Here is a 21,871-nt window from a genome sequence, read left to right on the forward strand (position 1 = left end):
GAGACGGTTCTTTTCGGACTAGCCCGCCAGCGTTGCTGCCGCAGCTTCGAGCGCCCCTTTGCCGCGCGGGATATTCAGGGCGGCCATGGCGGTTTCCATTCCGCCCAGCATTGCCATAACCATCTGAGCGTTCACATGGCCCATGTGGCCAAGCCGGAAACAGCCGTCCCAGTCCTCCATCCCCAGACCGATTCCCAAGGTCAAACCCAGCTCTCGCTCGGTAAAGCTGCGCAGCGGCGTGCCCTGACCGTCGGTCAGGCGCAGGGCCGTCACGGCGTGGCTGCGAAAGGCGCGGTCGGCGACATTGAGCTGCAGCGCACCGCCCTGCGCCCAAATCTCACAAGTGCTCCAGATCGCGTGTGCAAGGCGTTCATGGCGGGCCCACACCTGGTCGAGCCCTTCGGCATGGATCAGGTCCAGCGCGGCGCGCAGACCGTAAAGGTGATGCGTCGGCGCAGTGCCGTTGAAATACTGGTAGAACAGGTCGGGGTTGGCCCGCGGCTGCCAGTCCCAGTATTGCGACACGCGAGGCATGGCTGCGCGTTTGGCTTGTGCTTTTTCATTAAAGAAAACAAAACCCGTACCTGCGGGGGTCATCAGGCCCTTCTGGCAGGCCGTGACCATGACATCGACCCCCCAGTGATCCATCTCGAACCGTTCGCAGCCCAGCGAGGCGATGCAATCGGCCATAAGCAGCGCGGGGTGTTCAAGTTCGTCCAGCAGGGCGCGTAGGGCCGGGATGTCGTTGCGCACCGAACTGGAGGTATCGACATGAACCGCCAGCAACGCCTTGTAGCGGTGTTCTTTATCGGCGCGCAGGGCCTCGGCGATCCGGTCAAAATCCCACGGCGAGGCGGTTCCGAAATCGATCAGGTCGACCTGCGCTCCGATGCCCTCGGCCATTTCGGCCCAGCCATGGGTAAACCGGCCCGACGCAGGGGCCAGAACGGTTTCTCCCGATGCGATCACATTGGACAGCGCGGCCTCCCACGTGCCGTGGCCGTTGGCGATATAGATGGCCACGTCATGCTGCGTGCGCGCGACGCGGCGCAGGTCGGCGGTCAGCGCCGGCATCATGTCGATCAGCTCGCCGTCGTAGATATTGGGCGATGGGCGATGCATGGCCTGCAGCACCGCATCGGGCATGACCGAGGGGCCGGGAATGGCCAGATATTCGCGCCCCCGCGCGAGGGAAACTTGCTGTGTCATGGGTCGCCTTGCCTGAATTGGCGCCTAACCTAACGCAGGTTGCGGCCGCGTCAATCCACCAGTTGCGAGGCCTCGCGCGCAAGTGACTCGATACCTGCCCAGTCGCGATTCAGCACCATTTGCTTTGGCGCTACCCAACTGCCGCCAGCGCAGACAACGTTGGACAGCGACAGGTAATCGCGCGCATTCGTGGGCGAGACGCCACCGGTCGGGCAGAAGCTTATCTGCGGCAGGGGCGCACCGATGGCTTTCAGCGCAGGCGCGCCTCCCGAGGCCTCGGCCGGGAAGAATTTCAGCATGTCATAGCCCTGTTCCAGCAGGCGCATCGCTTCGCTGGCGGTGGCAGCGCCGGGCAGCAGGGGCAGACCCTCGACCTCGCAGGCGGCAATCAGGGCGTCGGTTGCACCGGGTGAGACGCCGAACTGCGCGCCCGCCTCTTTCGCCGCCCGCACATCATCAGGCGTGACCAGCGTACCCGCGCCAACAACACCGCCGGGCACCTGCGCCATGGCGCGGATGGCGTCCAATGCGGCAGGCGTACGCAAGGTAACCTCGAGCGCGGGCAGACCACCGGCCACGAGCGCTTCGGCTAGCGGGCCGGCCTGTGCCGCATCGTCGATCACAAGTACCGGGACAATGGGTGCCAGGGCGCAGATTTCGCGGGTACGTTGGGTTTTGGATGTCATGGCTCAGGCTCCGAAAATACTGGCGCCAGCATCGGCTGAGCCGACGTTACCGCGGAACGCCGCAAACAGGTCCCGCCCGGTGCCGTGTTGGTTGGCCGAAAGGTCGGCGGTGACTGGTGTGCGGTCCAGAACGCCGGGCGTCAGAATCTCCAACTCCCCCTTCACGGCATCGACGCGCAGCAGGTCGCCGTCCTGCAGATACGCGATGGCACCGCCATCCAGCGCCTCGGGGCAGACATGGATCGCAGCGGGGACTTTGCCGGACGCACCGGACATGCGGCCATCGGTGACCAGCGCCACCTTTTGTCCCCTGCCCTGCAGGATCGACAGGATCGGCGTCAGCGAGTGCAGTTCGGGCATGCCGTTGGCCTTTGGACCCTGAAAGCGGACGACGACAATGACGTCACCGGTGAATTCTCCGGCCTTGAAGGCGGCTTTGACCTTGTCCTGATCGTGGAACACGCGGACCGGGGCCTCGACCACCTGGTGTTCAGGGGCGACGGCGGAGACCTTCATGACGGCGGTACCCAGATTGCCGGTCAGGCGGGACAGGCCGCCAGTGGGCTGGAACGGGTCTTTGGCCGGGCGCACGATCTTTTCGTTCAGGCTGTGGCCCGCGCCGTCTTCCCAGATCAGTTCGCCACCGACCAGCTTGGGTTCTTTGGTGTAGTTGTGCAGGCCGTGCCCCGCAACGGTCAGCGTATCGGGATGCAGCAGGCCGTCTTCCAACAGGGTTCCGATGCAATAGCCCAGACCGCCTGCGGCGTGGAAATGGTTTACGTCGGCCAGGCCGTTTGGATAGACCCGCGCAACCAGGGGAACGACGGCAGAAATGTCGGAAAAATCCTGCCAATCCAGAACTATACCGCCTGCCCGCGCCATCGCGATCAGGTGGATCAGCAGGTTGGTCGAGCCGCCGGTGGCCATCAGCCCGACGATGCCGTTCACAAAGGCGCGCTCGTCCAGGATCTGATAGACCGGCGTGTAGTTGTTGCCCAACGCACTCAGCGACAGGGCGCGACGGGCGCCTTCTTCGGTCAGGGCGTCGCGCAAGGGTGTGTTGGGATTGACGAAGCTGGAGCCCGGCAGATGCAGGCCCATGAACTCCATCAGCATCTGGTTGGTGTTGGCGGTGCCATAGAAGGTGCAGGTGCCGGGGCCGTGATAAGCGGCCATCTCAGCGGCCATGAGCGCATCGCGCCCGACCTCGCCGGCGGCGAATTGTTGGCGGACCCTGGCTTTTTCGTCGTTGGGCAACCCGCTGGTCATGGGACCGGCTGGCAGGAAGACCGCCGGCAGGTGGCCGAATGACTGCGCACCGATCACCAGACCGGGGACGATCTTGTCACAGACACCCAGAAAGACGGCAGCGTCAAACGTGTTGTGGCTGAGGGCCACACCTGTGGCCAGCGCGATGACATCGCGGGAAAACAGCGACAGCTCCATTCCGGCCTCGCCCTGCGTGACGCCGTCGCACATGGCCGGTACACCGCCCGCGACCTGCGCCGTGCCACCCGCCGCGCGGATCGCATCGCGGATCAGGGCCGGGTAGCGTTCGAACGGCTGATGGGCGGAAAGCATGTCGTTATAGGCCGTAACGATCCCCAGATTCCCGGCGGTTCCGGTGACCATGGCCTGTTGATCCGGTCCCGCGCCCGCATAGGCGTGGGCCTGACCGCTGCAGGACAGGTGTGCGCGGGCCGCGCCTTTTGATCTTGCCTGCTCCATCCGATCCAGATGAGGACCGCGCAGGGGCGCGCTGCGATCAATGATCCGTTGGGTGACATCGGTGATGACAGAGTGAACCATGTTTAACCTCCGATCTGACGCCAGCGGCGACCATCGCGATGCATCAGCATCAATGCTTCCTCGGGGCCAGAGCTGCCCTGATCGTAACGCGCCGGGCGGTCACCGCGGTTTTCCCAGCCCTGAATGATCGGGTCGACCCAGGCCCAGGCGGCCTCGGCCTCGTCCCCGCGCATGAACAGGGTCTGGTCGCCTCGGATGACGTCCATCACCAGACGCTCGTACGCGTCCGGCGCTTGTGCTTCGGCGCCCAGGGCGTCAGCAAAGCTCATGTCCAGCGCCACATCCGACAGGCGGAAACCGCCCGGACCGGGATCCTTGATGGTGGTTCGCAGTGTGATGCCTTCGTCCGGTTGCAGGCGGATCACCAATACGTTGCCGCGCAAGTGACCGACATTGGGGAAAATCGTGTGTGGCGGGTCACGGAAAAACACCGCGATCTCGGATTCTCGGGCGCGCAGGCGTTTTCCGGTGCGCAGATAGAACGGCACGCCCGCCCAGCGCCAGTTGCCCAGATGGACCTTCAGCGCGATGAAGCTTTCGGTGCGGCTGGCGGGGTTGCCGACATGATCGACATAGCCGCCTTTGCCATGAACCGCCCGGTATTGACCGCGGGCAATGTCCGCCGGTGCGACGGGTTCCAGCGCCTCGATCACCTTTACCTTTTCGTCACGTACCGAATTGGGCGAGAATTTCGAGGGCGGCTCCATCGCGGTCAGGCACAGAAGCTGGACCAGGTGGTTCTGGATCATGTCCCGCATGGCGCCGGACTGATCGTAGTACGCACCGCGCCCCTCGACCCCTACCGTTTCGGCCACGGTGATCTGAACGTGATCGATATGGGTGGAGTTCCAAAGCGGCTCGAACAGGGAATTGGCAAAGCGCAGAGCCATCAGGTTCTGCACGGTTTCCTTGCCCAGATAATGGTCGATCCGATAAATCTGATGTTCCTCGAAACAGGCGCGCAGCCCCTCATTCAGGGCGCGGGCCGAGGCCAGATCGTGGCCAAAGGGTTTTTCCACCACGATACGGCTGTCCGGCGTGGCCAGGCCGGTATCCTGCAGCCGCTGCGCAATCCCGGCAAACAGGCTGGGCCCCACCGACAGATAGAACGCCCGGACAACATCGTCGCGCAGGACCTTGCCGAGCTTGTCCCAGCCCTTTTCGCCCAGCGCGTCGACAGGTACGTATTCCACCCGCTCGAGAAAACGATCCAGCGTTTCTGCTTTGAACTCGGGCGCGAATTCCTGCATCGATGCGCGCACCTGATCGCGGAAACCGTCGCTGTCCATTTCCGTGCGGGCGGTGCCGATGATCCGCGCCTCGTCCGGCATCTGCCCGACTTCGAAACGGTGATAAAGGCCCGGAAGGATCTTGCGCTGCGCCAGATCGCCTGATGCACCAAACAGAACAAGGTCGAACGGGTTGACGGGAATTACGCGTGAAACCATGACCGGGCTCCTTCAGAACACATTCGGATCACCTTAGCACCAGATCGCTGCAATACCGGTATCGTAGGTTATGTTATCGCTAACACTCGTGAGGTGAATAGGCAAAATGGGCTCAAAGATCAACCCTGATTTCGCAACCACTCCATAACCGAGGGCCGCACCGACTGTTCGCCGCGATGCCGGGCATCGGCGATGATCTTGCGCACTTCCTGCAGGTTTGCCCGAAGCAGAACGCTTTTGACCGGGCCGATCGAGGCCGGACGCATCGACAGCGACCGGATGCCCATGGCCGCAAGGCACAGCGCCTCAACCGGGCGTCCGGCGTCCTCGCCGCAGAAACTGAGCGGTGTGTTCGAGATGTTGCAACGCTCGACAATACGTTCGATGAAGCTGAGGAAGCTGACGTTCAGCGTGTCATAACGGCGGCGCACAAGTTCGTTTTCGCGGTCGGCCGCAAAGAAGAACTGTTTCAGGTCGTTGCCGCCGATCGAAATGAAATCGACCTCGTCAAAGAATTTTTGCGGGGCGAAGGCCAGCGACGGCGTTTCAAGCATCGCGCCCACTTCAAGCGACTCGGGCAGGACATGGCCCAGACGTTTCTCCCGCTCGATGGTTTTGTTGACCTCCCAGCGGGCTTCGCGGAATTCGTCGGCCTGCGCCACGAACGGGAACATGATGGTTAGCGGGCGGCCGTTGGCAGCGCGCAGCAGCGCCTGCAACTGCATGCGCATCACGCCGCGCTTGTCCAGACCCACGCGGATCGCACGCCAACCCAAAGCCGGGTTCGGTTCGGCCACGTGCTTCATGTAAGGCAGAACCTTGTCGGACCCGATATCCAGCGTGCGGAACACCACGCGCTTTTCCCCCGCCGCATCCAGCACACGCTGATATTGAGTCACCAGTTCCGATCGTTTGGGCATCTGGTTGCGGATCAGGAATTGCAGCTCGGTCCGGAACAGTCCCACGCCTTCGGCCCCGGAGTTGCCCAGCGACGGCAGGTCGGCCATAAGGCCCGCGTTCATCACCAGATGGATCCGCTCTCCATCGCGGGTAACGGTCGGGGTATCGCGAATCGAGGCGTAGCGTTCCTGCGCCTTGGCCTGCATGGCGATCTTGTCGCGGAAGGCGCTGACTACTGTGTCTTCGGGGCGCAGATGCACGACGCCGTTGTCGCCGTCGACCAGAATGTGGTCTCCGTTCAGAGCCTCGGTCGTGATGCGACCGACATGCACCACAAGCGGAATCGCCAGTGCCCGGGCGACGATGGTGGCGTGGCTGCCGACAGAGCCTTCCTCGAGAACGATGCCTTTCAGCGACCGCCCGTATTCCAGAAGATCGCCTGGACCGATATTGCGGGCAATCAGGATCGGATCGGGCGGCAGATCCGCCCCGTTGGTGTTGCCCTGCCCGGTCAGAATGCGCAGCAGCCGATTGCTGAGATCGTCAAGGTCGGCCAGCCGTTCACGCAGGTACGGATCTGTCACCTGCTCCATCCGCGCGCGGGCCTGAGACTGTTCCTTTTCCACCGCAGCTTCGGCGCTGAGACCGCGGGCGATGTCTTCCTCCATCCGGCGCATCCAGCCCTTGGAGTTGGCAAACATGCGATAGGCTTCCAGAACCTGCAGCTGCTCCTTGTCGCCGCCCTGCGAGATTTCGAGCATCTTGTCGACGCCCACGCGCAATTCATCGACCGCTTCGGTCAGGCGCTCGCGTTCGCGGTGGGGATCGTCCGCGATCGGGTTTGTCACGACAACGCGCGGTTCATGCAGCCAGACATGGCCTTCGGCAGATCCTTCCTGCGCCGGACCACCGGTCAGCTGGACCGATTGCTGGTGCAGCGGCGACAGGGCCGCGCCCTCGCCGACAAAGGCGCCAAGCTCGGCCATCTCGGCCAGAACCATCGCGACCACTTCCAGCGCATAAATCTCGTCGGCGGAAAACTCGCGCGCCTCGCGTGATTGCACGACCAGCACACCCAGTTTTTCGCCAAGCCTTTGCACCGGAACGCCCAGGAAGGACGAAAACCGCTCCTCACCCGTTTCCGGCATATAGCGGAAGCCCTTCGCCGAAGGAGCGTTTGCAGTGTTGACCACCTTGCCCGATTTCGCACCCGGCCCACCAGACCTTCACCCATGCGCATGCGGGTCTTGTGCACCGCCTCGGGCGACAGCCCTTCGGTGGCGCACAGCTCCAGCGTTTCCTGATCGCGGAACAGGTAGATCGAGCAGACCTCGGCCCGGATACTGTCGGCGATCAGATGCGTGATCCGGTCAAGTCGTTCCTGACCGGCGGCCTCGCTCGCCATTTCTTCGCGCAGCCGCCCCAGCAGCTTGCGGGATTCAGTTTCGGTGCCGTCCGCCATGGCCAAACCAATTTACGGTGTCAGGCAAAACCCTTGGCTGAAATGCTCAGGCCGCCTTGTCCAGTTCAAAGGCATCATGCAGTGCCTGAACAGCAAGTTCCATGTATTTCCGGTCGACCAGAACAGAAATCTTGATCTCGGAGGTTGTAATGACCTTAATGTTGATCCCCTCTTCCGAGAGTACCTTGAACATTTTCGCAGCCACACCCGATTGCGAACGCATACCGATACCGACAACCGATACCTTGCAGACGTCATTGTCGGCGACTAACTCAGCGTAGTTCAACTCGCCCTTTTCCTTGATGGCATGCAATGCCTTTTCGGCGCGGGCAACCTGGTCGGTCGGGCAAGAGAACGTCATGTCGGTCCGGCCTTCGTCCGAAATGTTCTGAACGATCATGTCGACATTCACGCCTTCGTCGCTGAGCGCGGTGAAGATGGTCGTGGCGATGCCGGGGCGGTCGGCCACGGACACCACGGTCATTTTGGCTTCGTCGCGGGAATAGGCCACACCGGCCACAACATTGGATTCCATGATATCCTCCTCGTCGCAGACCAGAGTGCCGGCCTCGTCGGATTGTTCTTCGAAACTTGAAAGAACGCGCAGTTTCACCTTGTAACGCATGGCCAGTTCGACCGAACGGGTCTGCAAGACCTTCGCCCCCAGCGAGGCCAGTTCCAGCATCTCTTCGAACGCGATCCGGTCCAGCTTGCGCGCTTTTTCACAGATGCGCGGATCCGTGGTGTAGACCCCGTCCACGTCCGTATAAATGTCGCAGCGTTCGGCATCGAAGGCTGCGGCAAAGGCCACTGCCGTGGTGTCCGAACCACCCCGGCCCAGCGTGGTGATCCGACCCTCGGGGCTGATGCCCTGAAAGCCTGCAACCACAGCAACCTTCATGCCTTCGGCGAATTTCTGGTTGATGTTGCCGGTCGGAATGTCTTCGATCCGGGCCTGACTGTGTGCGCTTGTGGTCAGCAGCGGAACCTGCCAGCCCTGCCAGCTGCGCGCGGGCACGTCCATTTCCTGCAGTGTCAGCGCCATCAGGCCAGCAGTAACGTTTTCCCCTGAAGATACGACCGCATCATATTCGCGCGCATCGTACAACGGCGATGTTTCGTCGACCCAGCCCACCAGTTCGTTGGTCTTGCCCGACATGGCCGAGACAATGACGATCACGTCATAGCCCTTTGCCACTTCAACGCCCACGCGCTTGGCCGCGCGGCGGATGCGGTCGAGATTGGCAACCGAAGTGCCACCGAATTTCATCACGAGTACGGGCATGGGGGCAGGTGTCTCCGCGCCTTTTATTTCTGGTCCCGAGCCTCATAAGCGAGGGGGGGCGCAAGGGCAAGGGCGCAAAGATGTCCTGATTGGCGCGCAGGCCGACTTTACAATGGGTTCCTGCGGTGCCAGCCTGCGTCTGACACATCCTTCACGAGGTTTTTTCATGTACCGTCTTGCTGCTGCCTTTGCCCTTTTGTCCTCGTCCGCTCTTGCTCAATCCGCGACACTGGCCGGAACCGATGGCAAGAACGCACTGGGTACCGTTCCCTGCGCCGCCATTGCCGGTGAACCTCTGCGCTCGTGCAATGCCGAGCTGCGTCGCCGCGACGATGGAACCGCGACACTGGCCGTGCAACTGAGCACCGGCGAAGTGCGGCAGATCTATTTCACCAATGGCGAGCCGGAATCCAGCAGCTCGACATCGAAAATCACCTCCGAAACGCGTGGCGACATGATGGTGATCTTCATCGACCCCGGCGAGGTTTACGAGATTCCCAAGGCGGCACTGGCCACTCAGTAAGGGTGCGCCTGACCGTCATAGGTTTCAAAACACCCTGAACTGTCCAGGTTCAGCGTGTCGAAACGTTCGAGCAGGCCCTCAACGGCCTGATCCACGGTGATGGCGGCCGCCGAGCCACCCATATCGGTCTGCACCCAGCCGGGGTGATAGATGCCGACGGCAATGCCCTCACCCTGCAGATCTGCCGCCAGATTCCGCCCCAGATTCAGCGCGGCGGCCTTGGACGCACGGTAGATGTAGCTGCCACCGGGCGCGCGCGTGTGCGAAGCCATTTGCGAGGACAGAATTGCGATCCTGCCTTTGGCCGCACGCAGGTTCGGCAACAGGGACTGGACCGTCAGAAAGACGCCGGTGACATTGGTCGCGAATGTCTGCGCCCACATGTCTGCCGGGTATTCGTCGATGCCATGTCCTTTGTCGAGATAGACGCCTGCATTGCAGATCAGCAGATCAACAGGCTGACCAATCAGCCGTTCAGCCATGGCAGCGTGATGAGCGGGTTCTGCGACGTCCAGCTTGATCTGCGCACTGTCATCGCGCGCGGTTCCGATGACGTCATCACCCCTGTTCCGGTACCTGTCGGCCAGAGCCTTTCCAATACCGCGATTGGCCCCGGTGATCACAACGCGCACGGGTCAGTTCGTCTTTCGGCTGGGAACAAATGGCAGCGGGGCGACCGGAACACCGTCTTCGATCAGGGCTTTGGCCTCTTCCGCCTTGGCCTCGCCATAGATGGCACGGTCGGGCGCTTCGCCGAGGTGAATCTTGCGGGCCTCGGATGCGAAATCCTTACCGACGTAATCCGAATTCTCTTCCACCTGGCGGCGCAGTTGCGTCAGGATCTTTTCGATCTCAAGCGATGGTTTTGCAACATTGATCGGCGCGGGCTCGGCCGGCGCGGGTTCCGGGCGTGCCACGGCATTGCGGGCGGGCCGGACACGGGGGGTCATGATCGCCTTTTCCACCTGCAAACAGCCGCAGACCGCGCATGTCACCATGCCCGCAGCTGCAAGTTTGTCGTAGGCGGCGGCCGATTGAAACCAACTTTCAAATGTATGGCCGTTGCTGCATTTCAATGCGTACTGAATCATGTTTCGCCCAAAATACGTGTTACAAAATAGATACCGACCAATACCGTAATATCAAGCCCTTCCGGCCAGAAGTTGGCAGGGATATTGCCCAAAATCCCGCAACAATACGGAAAGTTCCGGCGAATTGACCCTTAAAGCAGCCTTTTCCGGAACGCACCATTCCCGCTTGCGCTCGTCGCTTTCCGGGAAATCCGAAGCCATTGAGCTTACCAGCATCGCAAACACATCAACTTCGCACAAAAGTGTCCGTTTCTTGGAACGGTGCTTGATGTAAGTGTACCGCCCCATCGCCTTTTTGTCGCACCGACCGACAGCGCCCGCTTCTTCCCACGCCTCCCGCTCGGCGGTTTCTGACGGGCTGAGCCCCAGGATTGGCCAGCCTCTGGGTATGATCCAGCGCCCGGAGCGGCGGGTGGTAATCAAAAGGATCTCGGGCCGGTTTTGATGGATCCGGTAGCACAGTGCTGCCGCCTGTGAATGGACAGGACAAGCCCCGGCCTTGCGCCGAGAAGTTGGCGAATGCTTCGCGTTGTTCACGCTACCGCCTTTCAAATGATATCAACGCCTGTTTTTTAGACCGAATTTCTGCTCTTATTTTGGGTCTGCTGAGGGTAAACATACCACATGATGCGGTACTTACCAAGCGGGACTGCAAAAGTCGGGCGTTATTTCATTCGCGAAGCCAAGCGGCGCACAAGTTCGTCATGCGGGATGTCGGCATCCACCGCCAGTCGGCGCAATCCGAAATGGACACGGGCAATCTGCTGATAGTAGCGGGAATAGACATAGTTCGTGCTGCCTCCGGCCAAAGCACCCAGAACCGGAATGGACTGGGCCGCCAGTTTCTGGCCCAGAACCACCGACAGGCGCGGTGCAACCGCCGCGATCAAGCGCTGCATGGCCGGTCCGGTCAGCGTCAGGCGCACGGAATAGAACCCCAGATCAGCCCCGTCATCATCTGACAGGGGCCCTGCGGCAGACAGGACCCGGACGCAATCGAATTTCACACCTTCCTCGGACGGGTCAAATCCTTCGCGGGCAGCGGCCCCCTGAATGGCACGCAGCAGCATGGCTGTTGTCGCGGGCAGCTCCATCAGGGCAGTCGACAGACCGCCCATGCCACCTGCCGCTCCCATGGCCGTGCTGACGACGGTATTCACCCAAGGTTGCTGGTCGGGTATCGCCCGGCGCGATCCTTCTGCGGCGTGCATGGCAATCCAAAGCGCCTGCTCTGTCGCGCCGGTCAGACCCAGACGCACGGGCTCAGGCAACTGATCCAGCAGAGATTCCGCTGATCCGCCAAGCGCATTAAGCAGTTTCACCCCCGCGCCACCGGCGGACCGGTAATGCGCTGCAAGCCGATCCAGTTCAGCGTCGGCATCCAGTTCTTCAACAAGAACCACGTTCTGCATCTGCCTCCTCCTCAGTCAGAAAGATCGGCACTCAGCAGGGCAGTTTCAATAGTTCAGCGGGTCCAGCGTGATACGAGGCCCTGCACCCCGCCCCATTTTCCGGGCACAAGTTCCAGCCCCAAAACACGGTCAGGATTGGTTGGCGGCGGCATTTCCACATGCTTCAGCAACGAAAAACCAAACCGCGAGTAATAGGGCGCGTCCCCCACCAGCATGACCCGCGCCCAGCCTTTCTCGCGCCCGGCCTGCAACCCCTCGTGGATCAGGAAACCGCCAAGACCCTCGCCCTGATGGGTCGGGTGAACTGCCACCGGACCCAGCAACAATGCATCATGATCGCCGACATGGACCGGCCAGAACCGGATCGCACCGGCCAAAATACCCTGCCCGTCGCGGGCAACAAGCGACAGGCCCGCCACCGGTGGCACATCATCGCGCAGACGATAGGAAGACAGAGCCTCGCGACCGGGTGCAAAGCACAGGTCATAAAGCGCCTCGACCTCCCACCAGTCATCCGGCTGTTCCGGCCTGATCTTGAATTGCTGCACGCGCGCCCTCTTTTCCTTGCTGGAATTCGCCCTAGCACTTCGATACGCCTTGGGCAAACGCTTGGAGACCTTGATGTTCTATCGCCCCGAAGACGGCCACGGCCTGCCGCACAACCCCTTCAACGCCATCATCACCCCCCGCCCGATCGGCTGGATTTCGACGCGCGATGCGGATGGGATCAACAATCTAGCGCCCTATTCCTTCTTCAACGGGGTCGCGTACACGCCGCCTCAGGTAATGTTTGCCACAACCGGCACCAAGCACGATCAGGACGGCGGCAAGGACACTATTGCCAATATCGAGGCCACCGGCGTTTTCTGCGTGAACGTCGTGGCGCATGCCGATCAGGATGCCATGAATGCCAGTTCGGCAGGTCTGCCGAAGGAAATTGACGAATTCGCCCATGCCGGGCTGACACCGATCAAGTGTGAAACCATCCCCTGCGCCCGGATCAAGGGCGCGCCTGCGGCTCTGGAATGCCGATTGACAAAGATCGTGACCCTGCCCGGAGAGGCCAACCGGGTGGTGTTCGGAGAAGTCATCGGTGTTCATCTCGATGACGCGCATATCCGCGACGGGCGATTTGACGTCACCGCGTTCAAACCGCTGGCCCGTCTGGGATATCGGGACTACTCGGTTGTTACTGAGCTGTTCGCGCTCGAACGCCCGGACGATTGAGGGCGCAGAACAAGGGGGGCGCTGCCCCCGCCGCGGCAAGCCGCGACTCCCCCGGGGATATTTTCGGCCAGATGAAGAAACGGATCCTTCATTCATCTGGCCCCAAATATCCCGGAGCGCGAGGCAGAGCCTCGCAAAAATTAGTGGCCGCCCAATATGCCGGTACGGACCGAATAGTCGACCGCCAGTTCATAATCCGGGTCGTCGTCGCTATCGACCATCAGATGTCCGGCTTTGTTGAGCAATTTGTGGCAATCCCGGCTCAGGTGGCGCAGCATGACCCGCTTGTCTGCCGCCTCGTATTTGGCCGCGATATTCTCGATGGCCTGCAAGGCGGACTGATCTACAACCCGGCTTGCGGCGAAATCGATAATCACGGTTTCGGGGTCGTTCGGCACGTCGAAGATTTCGAGGAAGCCCTCCGACGACCCAAAGAACAGCGGCCCCTGAATTTCATAGACCTTGGCGCCTTTTTCAGTCTCGGAATCGCGGGTGACCGCGTGGATGCGTTTGGCGTTGTTCCAGGCATAGGCCAGCGCCGAGACAATCACGCCGACGACAACGGCGACCGCGAGGTCCTCCATGACCGTCACGACGGTGACCAGAACGATCACAAACGCGTCTGTCAGAGGCACTTTGCGCATGATGTTGAACGAGTTCCACGCGAAGGTGCCGATCACGACCATGAACATCACACCCACCAGTGCCGCCAGCGGGATCTGTTCGATCAGGGGGGCGGCAAACAGGATGAACACCAGCAGGAACAGGGCGGCCGCGATCCCCGCGACACGTGTACGCCCTCCAGATTTCACGTTGATCATCGACTGGCCGATCATTGCACAGCCACCCATGCCGCCGAAGAATCCGGTCACGACGTTGGCTGCGCCCTGCGCGATACATTCCTGCGATGCGCCACCGCGTTTGCCTGTTATCTCGCCCACGAGGTTCAGGGTCAGAAGGGATTCGATCAATCCGATCGCGGCCAGAATGACTGCATAAGGCAGAATGATCTCGAAGGTTTCCCAGTTCAACGGCACCATCGGGATGTGGAAGGCGGGCAAGCCGCCTTCGATCGAGGCCAGATCGCCGACGCGCGGCACGTCCAGCCCAAAGCCGATCACCAGTGCGGCGACAACCACGATGCCAGCCAGCGGGGCCGGCACAATACGCGTGATACGTGGCATCACCCAGATGACCGCCATGGTCAGAGCAACAAGACCCAGCATGGTATAAAGTTGCATGCCCGACAGCCATTCACCGCCGCCCATGCCGTGACCGGTGTTTTCCATGGTTCCCGGCACCTTGAACTGCCCCATCTGGGCCAGAAAAATCACAATCGCCAGTCCGTTCACGAAGCCCAGCATCACCGGATGCGGCACCAGTCGGATAAACCGCCCCCAATGCATCGCCCCCGCAATGACTTGCAGGATACCCATCAGAACAACCGTGGCGAACAGATACTCAACCCCGTGCTCCGCCACCAGCGCGACCATGACCACAGCCAGAGCGCCGGTTGCACCCGAGATCATGCCGGGACGACCGCCGATCAGAGCGGTGATCAGACCGACAAGGAACGCGGCATACAACCCGACCAGGGGGTGTACGCCAGCAACGAAGGCAAAAGCCACGGCCTCGGGCACCAGTGCCAGGGCGACGGTCAGCCCCGAAAGCAGCTCGATCCGGATACGCGACAGGGTGAAGCCTTCGTCCGGCATCCAGCGCAGATCGGGTATGGCAAGGCGATTGGCAAAACTTGCCAGCAAGGCTCGGGGCATTGGACGGTCCTGTCGGTTTTGATTGGTTCGCGCGAAGCGCGCCTTGTACCCGCCATTTCCCCCGCGAGGTACAGCATCTGGCGGGAACCTGCCATGCGCTGAGCACATAGCGAGATCACGGTCCACAGGGTCAGGCGCACAATCGGTTGAAACCACTTGTCAAATGGCCGCTGGCGGCTCAGAAATTTCAGGAAAGAAATTTTGGATCGGAGAAACGACGTGACCCAGACAAAGATAGCCGTCATTGGCGGATCGGGCATTTATGACATTGACGGGCTGGAAAATGCACAATGGGTCAGTGTCGAAACGCCGTGGGGGGCACCGTCGGACCAGATTCTGACCGGATCGCTTGAGGGGATAGAGATGGCGTTCCTGCCCCGGCACGGACGGGGGCATGTGCATTCGCCGACCGAGGTGCCCTATCGCGCCAATATCGACGCGCTCAAGCGGCTGGGTGTAACGGATGTGATCTCGGTTTCGGCCTGCGGTTCGTTTCGCGAACACATGGCACCTGGCGACTTTGTTATTGTAGATCAGTTCATTGACCGAACTTTTGCGCGCGAGAAGAGCTTTTTCGGAACCGGCTGCGTGGCCCATGTCAGCGTAGCCCATCCCACCTGCCCGCGTCTGGGCGATGCGTGCGAGACCGCAGGCAAATCGGCAGGCATCACCGTGCATCGCGGCGGCACCTATCTGGCGATGGAGGGGCCGCAGTTCTCCTCGCTGGCGGAATCGAAGATGTATCGCGAGCACTGGGGCTGTGATGTCATCGGCATGACCAACATGCCCGAGGCCAAACTGGCCCGCGAGGCCGAGCTTTGTTACGCATCCGTTGCCATGGTCACGGACTATGACAGCTGGCATCCGGATCACGGCGAGGTGGACGTGACCACGATTATCGCCACCCTGACCGGCAATGCGGAAAAGGGCCGCGCGCTGGTCAAGGGGTTGCCGGCCTTGCTGGGGGCCGAGCGTGCGCCCTGCCCGCATGGCTGTGACCGGGCGTTGGAGTTTGCGATTCTGACCGCAACGGAAAAGCGCGACCCGGCCTTGCTGGCCAAACTGGATGCGGTCGCCGGGCGGATCCTCTGACGTCAGTTTTTTGTCAGGCTCTGTTCGACCACGTCCCAAAGGCCGCGCGACCAGAGATCGTTATGTGTACCGTCGGGGATCACATGAAGCTGCGCCGTACCCCCGGCCAGAGCCGCCAATGCCTGGGCGTGATTCAACGGGATGGTTTCGTCCATCGTGCCGTGGAAGATCAGGGTCGGCACAGTAACATCGTCGATGATGTCCCGCGTCGCGAACTGATCTTTCATCAGGGTTGAGACCGGCAGCCAGGGATACCGCTCGGCCGCGACGTCGACCGTTGCAGTAAACGGCGCCTCAAGCACGAGCAGTCTGGCATCCGGGCGTTGTTCGGCCACCGCGGCCGCGACCCCGGTTCCAAGGCTTTGGCCGTGCAGGACAACGGTCTCGCCAGCGCTGCTCAGCCTGTCGAACAGGTGCACCCCGTCGGAAATCAGCGCCCGTTCGGATGGCTCGCCCCCGCTTCCGGGAAACCCGCGATAGCTGGGCGCAAGCAGCCCGTATCCGCTGTTCAGGATTGCGCGAAACCGTTCGGACCGGTCACCAAGGTTCCCGGACTGGCCGTGAAAGAACAGAACGGTCGGCGCGCCGTCGATGGCCGGAGGCGCGGACCAGGCCGTCAATACCGTGCCGTCGGACATCGGCAGCGAGATCACATCAACATCCGCCAGCCCGATCTCAGCAGGTTCGGGCAGTTCGCCCTCGGGCTTGAACAGCAGTGACTTCTGGTTGAGGTACATGTAGCTGACCGCGCCGATATACAGAACGGCCCCGGCCAGAACGAGCCCGGTCAACGCGCGCCGGATCCGGACGATACCCGGTCCGGCGACCTTCCCATCTGGTTTTGCGTGTTGCGTCTCTACCATTGGCCCCTCCGACACTCAGGCTTGCATTACAGGTCTGACGCTTTGAGCCGTATTTCAAGGCTCGGGTACAGTGCTTTATTGAATCTTAATCTGTTGCCACGAAGTCAGCCAGCGCAGGTTTCGCACTTTACATGGTTGAAACGCACGGCGAGCTCTCCATGTTGACGAAGATTATCGAGTGGCGGCAAATATTTAGCCAGCCACCACCAAATGTGAGGACCGATGACACGTCTCAAGGCGCTGGATGCCGCCCGCTACTTGGCCTTTTGCGGCATGGTGCTGGTCAATTTCCGAATTGCAGCCGGCGTGGAACCGGGCCGTGACTGGGCCTCGGCTCTGGTCGACGCGCTTGAGGGGCGCGCGGCTGCGCTGTTTGTGGTGCTGGCCGGGGTCGGCATCGGGTTGTCACAAATTTCTTCCAGTAGGCTGTTGCGCCGCGCCGCATTTCTGTTCGGGCTGGGCCTGATCAACATGACCGTGTTCGACGCGGACATCCTGCATTTCTACGCGCTGTATTTTGTTGTCGGCGCGGCGTTCCTGACCGCCACGACGCGCGGCTTGTGGCTGGGCGCGTTGGGGATTGTCGCACTGTCGGTGCTTGCGATGCTCAGTTTCGACTATGACCGGGGCTGGGACTGGACCACCCTGACCTACACCGACCTGTGGACCTTGCCCGGGTTCCTGCGCAACGCGCTGTTTAATGGCTGGCATCCGGTCCTGCCGTGGGCCGCGTTTTTGCTGATCGGGATGGCGATCGGGAGGACACAGTTGCAAACTCTGTGCATTCAACACCGCCTGATCATCTGGGGTTTCGCCGCCGCCGTTCTGGCGCAATGTCCGCAAATGCTGATCCACGACCCCGAACTGAAGGCCTGGCTGGGCACCGAATCCATCCCGCCCGGTCCGTTCTATATAATGGCGGGCACGGGGACGGCATGTCTGATTATCGGGCTGTCACTCAAACTATGGCCCGTGATCGAGCGTTCAAAACTGGCCCCTGCCCTGGTGGCGCCGGGCAGGCAGAGCCTGACCCTGTACATGGCGCATATCCTGGTCGGGATGGGCATTCTTGATGAGGCCGGATTGCTGGACGGTTCCCTGACCGCGCCGCAGATCGTGGGGTACACACTGCTGTTCTGCGCCGCATCGTCGCTTTTTGCCCTGATGTGGTTCCGCCGCTTCAAGCGGGGCCCGCTTGAGGCGCTTATGCGATGGGCAACCGAACCACGTAAGGCTTGACGGCAACCGCGCGGCAAGTCTTTCTGTGAGACAAAATTACAGGATGCCTCATGTCGACAGATCTATGGCTGGCCTTTGTTGCCGCTTCCACCGCCCTGCTGCTGATCCCCGGGCCGACGGTTTTGCTGATACTCAGCTACGCCTTGTCGAAAGGGCGCAGTGTCGCCGTCGCCTCGGCCACCGGCGTGGCGCTTGGCGATCTGCTGGCGATGACGGCATCTCTGCTGGGACTTGGGGCACTGGTTCTCGCCTCGGCCACCTTGTTTTCCGTTCTGAAATGGGTCGGGGCGGCCTATCTGGTCTGGCTGGGTATCAAACTTCTGCGCAGCGCCCCGTCAGGCGGGCTGAACACCGTCCGCACCGAACGCGAGGTGACGGCGCGCGGCGTTTTTGGCCATGCGGCGGCCGTGACGGCGCTGAACCCCAAGTCCATCGCCTTTTTCATCGCTTTTGTACCGCAGTTCCTGCGCCCGGATGACCCGCTGGGCCCGCAGTTCACGATCCTGATTGCTACATTTGTCGGGCTGGCCTGGCTGAACGCGCTGGCCTATGCGCTGCTGGCCGACCGACTGCGCCTGATGATCGGACGTGCCAATGTCATCACCGCCATGACCCGGTTCGGCGGATTGGCGTTGATCGGAATGGGATTTGCAACCGCCATTCTGCGCCGCCCTGCCTGACGCTACCCCTCGGCGTGTTCCTTCATGAACCCACGAATGAAGCGTCGGATTTCGCGCGCCGCCGAGGTGTCCAGCTCTTTGCATAACTCGACAAAAGCGTCACGCTCATCTCTGTCCAGCCGCAGGACCAACTGACTGTTTTTCCTGGCAGAACCTTTACCGATTTTCTGTGTCACGCCTCTGGACCCCGTCAAATTCTCGATTCCTTTAGCTGCGCATTGTATATACATTGCATAGAGAATGTAGATATCGTGTGCATAACAATAAAGTAGGGCTTGTAGCAATGGACCTTAACGTCGCTCAGGCGTTTCTCCTGAAAGATCAGCGCAACTGGCGCAAGCCGCATCTGTCGTGGCTGCCTGTGGGACGTTACTGCTACTACGGCCTTCCCATGGCGCTGCCAAAGCGCCGCAGGTGAGCCCGAAAAGCCAAACTTTGCTTGCGTGAAAGGCATGGATAGGCCAAACACCCCGCGTAGCACGAGGCAAGGGGTCGCGCATGCCCAAACACACTACGGTCAAGGATTATATCCGCACCATCGTTGATTTCCCCCATGAAGGGATCATGTTCCGGGACGTCACCACCCTGTTTGCAGACCCGCGTGGGTTTCGCATGGCCATCGACCAGATGCTGCACCCTTATGCGGGCGAACAGATCGACAAGGTCGTGGGACTTGAGGCGCGCGGATTCATCCTGGGCGGAGCGATAGCGCATCAGCTGAGCGTCGGGTTTGTCCCGATCCGCAAGAAAGGCAAGCTGCCCGGTACCACGATCAGCCAGGACTACAAACTGGAATACGGCGAGGCGATCGTCGAAATCCATGACGACGCCATTCAGCCCGGTGAAAAGATCCTTGTCGTCGATGACCTGCTGGCCACCGGTGGCACCGCCGCTGCCGGCATCAAGCTGATCGAACGGCTGGGCGGCGAGATCGTGTCATGCTCGTTCATCATCGACCTGCCCGATCTGGGCGGCCGCAAGGTGCTGGAAGGCATGGGCATGGATGTCCACGTCCTGTGTGAATTCGAGGGGCTGTGAGCCTCGATTCAATCACAAAACCGTGAATGGAAATATGCGACCGCGCCGGCTTAGCGCGGTTCACATTGTGTTCAACCCAAACTTATCGACATATTCAGTGATCTCTTCTTGAGAGCGGCGCGTAGCCCGGTAGATGCCAACAACGGCATTCCATCAAGGGATTACAGACCATGTTTTGCAAACTCGCAATCGCCGGTGCAGCAAGCCTTTTCGTCGGAACAGCTGCTTACGCTGACGGCCATTCCAAGGACATCGTTGACACAGCGGTAGGCGCCGGAAGCTTTGAAACCCTCGTTGCAGCCGTTCAGGCCGCCGAACTTGTCGACACGTTGAAAGGTGAAGGGCCGTTCACCGTATTCGCCCCCACAGACGAGGCGTTTGCTGCCCTGCCCGAAGGCACGGTTGAGACCCTGCTAAAGCCCGAGAACAAGGACCAGCTTGTCGCCGTTCTGACCTACCACGTGGTGCCCGGCAAGGTGATGTCCGGTGACCTGTCCGACGACATGAAAGCCGCAACCGTTCAGGGTGGCGAGGTCACGATCGATCTGGACAATGGCGTGATGATCAACGATGCGAATGTTGTTCAGGCCGATATCGAGACGTCCAATGGCGTCATCCACGTTATCGACAAGGTGATCCTGCCTGGCTCATAAGTGCAGTGCGCGGCCCGTATCACACGGGCCGCAGTTATGTCTTCAGGACAGCGCCCGGATTCATGATCCCCTTGGGGTCAAGTGCCGCTTTGATTGCCCGCATTGCTGACAGCTTTGCTGGGTCTCCATAGCGTTCAAGATCACCCGTTTTTAGTCGACCCACCCCGTGTTCAGCGCTGACGGATCCTTCGAATTCGTGCACTAGCTCATGCACCGCATGCTTGACCTCGGCCCGTTGGGCGTCGAAGTCGGACCTGTCTCGGCCCTTTGGCGGGAACACGTTATAGTGCAGGTTCCCGTCCCCGAGATGTCCAAAACAATTGATCCGGTACGGCCCAAGCCCGGCCACAATCTCCGCGCCGCGCCGAATGAACTCGGGGACACGCGAAATCGGGATCGAGATATCGTGGCTGGAGACCGAGCCGATCATCCGGTTCGCCTCGGGGATGTCTTCGCGCACTGACCACAACTCGTGACGCTGTGTTTCGTTCTGGGCAATCACACCATCGCTGACCAAGCCGCGCTGACTTGCCTGTTCGAAAAGGTCCGCAAGCGTGTCTGTCGGAGAAAGCCCGCGCGACAAGCCCAGTTCGATCAGCACACACCATTCCGGCGGCACCGCAAAGGGTTGCCGGATGGCGGGCAGAACTTCGGACAGAAACTCCAGCCCCTGCCGGTGGATCAGTTCGAACGTCGATACCGCTTCGCCGACCTGGTCCCGCGCAAGCGCCAGAAGATCGATGGCGGCCTGCGCAGACGTCACTTGAAACATCGCGGTTCCAATACCGGCCGGGCGCGGAAACAGCTTCAGTGCGGCCGCCGTGATGATCCCCAGCGTCCCTTCCGACCCAATCAACAGGTTGCGCAGATCATAGCCGGTGTTGTCCTTGCGCAACCGGCTGAGCCCGTTCCAGATGTTGCCATTCGGCAGCACCGCCTCAAGACCCAGGCACAGATCACGCGCATTGCCGTAACGCAGTACGTTCACCCCGCCTGCATTGGTGGCGAGATTCCCGCCGATGCGACAAGACCCCTGCGCGGCAAGGGACAGAGGGAACAGGCGGTCGGTGCTTTCGGCAGCTGCCTGTACATCGGCCAGAATCGCCCCAGCCTCGGCCACCAGCACGTTCTCGGACGGATAGACCGCCCTGATGGCCGTCATCCGCTCAAGAGATATGACCAGCGGTGGCGGTCCGTCCGGCATCACTTGCCCGCCGACCAGTCCCGTTCCGCCGCCATAAGGGACAACCGACACCCGTGCGTCGGATGCGATGCGGATCAGGCCCGCCACCTCGTGAACCGTGCGCGGCGCGGCCAGCAGGCCGACATGCCCGGCAAACCGGCGGCGCGGTTCTTCCAGATATCGCGCTGCGACGGGGCGCAGGATCGCGTCACCCAGTTCAGCCTTGATCCTTCGGGCAAGGGTTTCATCGGCGGGATAAAGTGTCATGCCCCTTCCTTGCCCAACTCACGCGGCTG

The 21,871-nt window shown here is 61.3% G+C and carries 22 protein-coding genes and 1 pseudogene; 8 read left to right on the top strand and 15 right to left on the bottom strand.

What is annotated here, in order from left to right:
* Positions 1 to 18: 18 nt before the first annotated feature.
* The 6 genes and pseudogenes from ACR0CG_RS10755 to ACR0CG_RS10780 all read right to left on the bottom strand — a co-directional run bounded on the left by ACR0CG_RS10755 (position 19) and on the right by ACR0CG_RS10780 (position 8,799).
* Positions 19 to 1,209 (bottom strand): pyridoxal-phosphate-dependent aminotransferase family protein, encoded by a 1,191-nt coding sequence (locus tag ACR0CG_RS10755; protein ID WP_480524749.1) that lies wholly within the window; start codon positions 1,207 to 1,209, stop codon positions 19 to 21.
* A gap of 50 nt (positions 1,210 to 1,259) precedes the next feature.
* Positions 1,260 to 1,895 carry a bifunctional 4-hydroxy-2-oxoglutarate aldolase/2-dehydro-3-deoxy-phosphogluconate aldolase gene (locus tag ACR0CG_RS10760; protein WP_480524751.1) on the bottom strand — a complete coding sequence of 212 codons (636 nt, stop codon included), beginning with the start codon at positions 1,893 to 1,895 and terminating at the stop codon, positions 1,260 to 1,262.
* 3 nt (positions 1,896 to 1,898) lie between these two features.
* The gene (gene edd / locus ACR0CG_RS10765; RefSeq protein WP_480524753.1) at positions 1,899 to 3,704 is read right to left on the bottom strand and encodes a phosphogluconate dehydratase; all 1,806 of its coding nucleotides are present in this window, start codon (positions 3,702 to 3,704) and stop codon (positions 1,899 to 1,901) included.
* Positions 3,705 to 3,706: 2 nt separating this feature from the next.
* On the bottom strand, positions 3,707 to 5,152 hold the full coding sequence (gene zwf / locus ACR0CG_RS10770; RefSeq protein WP_480524755.1) for a glucose-6-phosphate dehydrogenase: 1,446 nt from the start codon (positions 5,150 to 5,152) through the stop codon (positions 3,707 to 3,709).
* A 119-nt stretch (positions 5,153 to 5,271) separates the two neighbouring features.
* A pseudogene (ptsP, locus tag ACR0CG_RS10775) lies at positions 5,272 to 7,514 on the bottom strand (phosphoenolpyruvate--protein phosphotransferase).
* Between the two features lie 46 nt (positions 7,515 to 7,560).
* On the bottom strand, positions 7,561 to 8,799 hold the full coding sequence (locus tag ACR0CG_RS10780) for an aspartate kinase (RefSeq protein WP_480524756.1): 1,239 nt from the start codon (positions 8,797 to 8,799) through the stop codon (positions 7,561 to 7,563).
* 166 nt (positions 8,800 to 8,965) lie between these two features.
* Between ACR0CG_RS10780 and ACR0CG_RS10785 the strand changes: the two genes are divergently transcribed.
* Positions 8,966 to 9,322: a hypothetical protein gene (locus ACR0CG_RS10785; protein ID WP_170613206.1), complete on the top strand. Its 357-nt coding sequence runs from the start codon at positions 8,966 to 8,968 to the stop codon at positions 9,320 to 9,322.
* Here the strand turns inward: ACR0CG_RS10785 and ACR0CG_RS10790 are convergent.
* The 5 genes from ACR0CG_RS10790 to ACR0CG_RS10810 form a co-directional block, all read right to left on the bottom strand.
* Positions 9,316 to 9,954: an SDR family oxidoreductase gene (locus tag ACR0CG_RS10790; RefSeq protein ID WP_480524757.1), complete on the bottom strand. Its 639-nt coding sequence runs from the start codon at positions 9,952 to 9,954 to the stop codon at positions 9,316 to 9,318. The two genes, ACR0CG_RS10785 and ACR0CG_RS10790, sit on opposite strands and share 7 nt — an antisense overlap.
* 3 nt (positions 9,955 to 9,957) lie before the next feature.
* Entirely contained in the window at positions 9,958 to 10,413 is a 456-nt protein-coding gene (locus ACR0CG_RS10795) for a DUF1178 family protein (protein WP_480524759.1), read from the bottom strand.
* A 51-nt stretch (positions 10,414 to 10,464) separates the two neighbouring features.
* Positions 10,465 to 10,950 (bottom strand): NUDIX hydrolase, encoded by a 486-nt coding sequence (locus ACR0CG_RS10800; protein ID WP_480524761.1) that lies wholly within the window; start codon positions 10,948 to 10,950, stop codon positions 10,465 to 10,467.
* 128 nt (positions 10,951 to 11,078) lie between these two features.
* The gene (locus ACR0CG_RS10805; protein WP_321251549.1) at positions 11,079 to 11,825 is read right to left on the bottom strand and encodes an EcsC family protein; all 747 of its coding nucleotides are present in this window, start codon (positions 11,823 to 11,825) and stop codon (positions 11,079 to 11,081) included.
* Positions 11,826 to 11,878: 53 nt separating this feature from the next.
* Entirely contained in the window at positions 11,879 to 12,373 is a 495-nt protein-coding gene (locus ACR0CG_RS10810) for a GNAT family N-acetyltransferase (RefSeq protein ID WP_170678090.1), read from the bottom strand.
* 73 nt (positions 12,374 to 12,446) lie between these two features.
* Here ACR0CG_RS10810 and ACR0CG_RS10815 point away from each other — a divergent pair, with 73 nt between their 5' ends.
* Entirely contained in the window at positions 12,447 to 13,052 is a 606-nt protein-coding gene (locus ACR0CG_RS10815; RefSeq protein WP_480524764.1) for a flavin reductase family protein, read from the top strand.
* Between the two features lie 140 nt (positions 13,053 to 13,192).
* Here ACR0CG_RS10815 and ACR0CG_RS10820 read toward each other — a convergent pair whose 3' ends face one another.
* Positions 13,193 to 14,827 (bottom strand): SulP family inorganic anion transporter, encoded by a 1,635-nt coding sequence (locus ACR0CG_RS10820; protein WP_480524766.1) that lies wholly within the window; start codon positions 14,825 to 14,827, stop codon positions 13,193 to 13,195.
* 219 nt (positions 14,828 to 15,046) lie between these two features.
* Between ACR0CG_RS10820 and ACR0CG_RS10825 the strand changes: the two genes are divergently transcribed.
* Positions 15,047 to 15,919 carry an S-methyl-5'-thioadenosine phosphorylase gene (locus ACR0CG_RS10825; protein ID WP_480524768.1) on the top strand — a complete coding sequence of 291 codons (873 nt, stop codon included), beginning with the start codon at positions 15,047 to 15,049 and terminating at the stop codon, positions 15,917 to 15,919.
* A 2-nt stretch (positions 15,920 to 15,921) separates the two neighbouring features.
* Here the strand turns inward: ACR0CG_RS10825 and ACR0CG_RS10830 are convergent, their stop codons facing one another.
* Positions 15,922 to 16,782, bottom strand: a complete 861-nt coding sequence (locus ACR0CG_RS10830) for an alpha/beta hydrolase (RefSeq protein ID WP_480524770.1) — start codon at positions 16,780 to 16,782, stop codon at positions 15,922 to 15,924.
* Between the two features lie 222 nt (positions 16,783 to 17,004).
* Between ACR0CG_RS10830 and ACR0CG_RS10835 the strand changes: the two genes are divergently transcribed.
* The gene (locus ACR0CG_RS10835; RefSeq protein ID WP_480524772.1) at positions 17,005 to 18,021 is read left to right on the top strand and encodes a DUF418 domain-containing protein; all 1,017 of its coding nucleotides are present in this window, start codon (positions 17,005 to 17,007) and stop codon (positions 18,019 to 18,021) included.
* A 50-nt stretch (positions 18,022 to 18,071) separates the two neighbouring features.
* Positions 18,072 to 18,701, top strand: coding sequence for a LysE family translocator (locus ACR0CG_RS10840; RefSeq protein ID WP_480524773.1), 630 nt, complete (start codon positions 18,072 to 18,074; stop codon positions 18,699 to 18,701).
* A 2-nt stretch (positions 18,702 to 18,703) separates the two neighbouring features.
* Here ACR0CG_RS10840 and ACR0CG_RS10845 read toward each other — a convergent pair whose 3' ends face one another.
* A complete protein-coding gene (locus ACR0CG_RS10845) occupies positions 18,704 to 18,877 on the bottom strand; it encodes a hypothetical protein (protein ID WP_480524775.1) in 174 nt (57 codons plus the stop codon).
* A gap of 107 nt (positions 18,878 to 18,984) precedes the next feature.
* On the opposite strand from ACR0CG_RS10845, the gene ACR0CG_RS10850 reads away from it, so the two are divergent.
* The 3 genes from ACR0CG_RS10850 (at position 18,985) to ACR0CG_RS10860 (ending at position 20,392) form a co-directional block, all read left to right on the top strand.
* Positions 18,985 to 19,119: a hypothetical protein gene (locus ACR0CG_RS10850; protein ID WP_321251533.1), complete on the top strand. Its 135-nt coding sequence runs from the start codon at positions 18,985 to 18,987 to the stop codon at positions 19,117 to 19,119.
* 80 nt (positions 19,120 to 19,199) lie between these two features.
* The gene (locus ACR0CG_RS10855) at positions 19,200 to 19,739 is read left to right on the top strand and encodes an adenine phosphoribosyltransferase (RefSeq protein WP_170619414.1); all 540 of its coding nucleotides are present in this window, start codon (positions 19,200 to 19,202) and stop codon (positions 19,737 to 19,739) included.
* A 170-nt stretch (positions 19,740 to 19,909) separates the two neighbouring features.
* On the top strand, positions 19,910 to 20,392 hold the full coding sequence (locus tag ACR0CG_RS10860) for a fasciclin domain-containing protein (RefSeq protein WP_480524777.1): 483 nt from the start codon (positions 19,910 to 19,912) through the stop codon (positions 20,390 to 20,392).
* A gap of 34 nt (positions 20,393 to 20,426) precedes the next feature.
* On the opposite strand, the gene ACR0CG_RS10865 is transcribed toward ACR0CG_RS10860, so the two are convergent.
* Positions 20,427 to 21,842 carry an FAD-binding oxidoreductase gene (locus tag ACR0CG_RS10865; RefSeq protein WP_480524779.1) on the bottom strand — a complete coding sequence of 472 codons (1,416 nt, stop codon included), beginning with the start codon at positions 21,840 to 21,842 and terminating at the stop codon, positions 20,427 to 20,429.
* Between the last annotated feature and the right edge of the window lie 29 nt (positions 21,843 to 21,871).

The organism is Ruegeria sp. AB8, assembly GCF_056542605.1.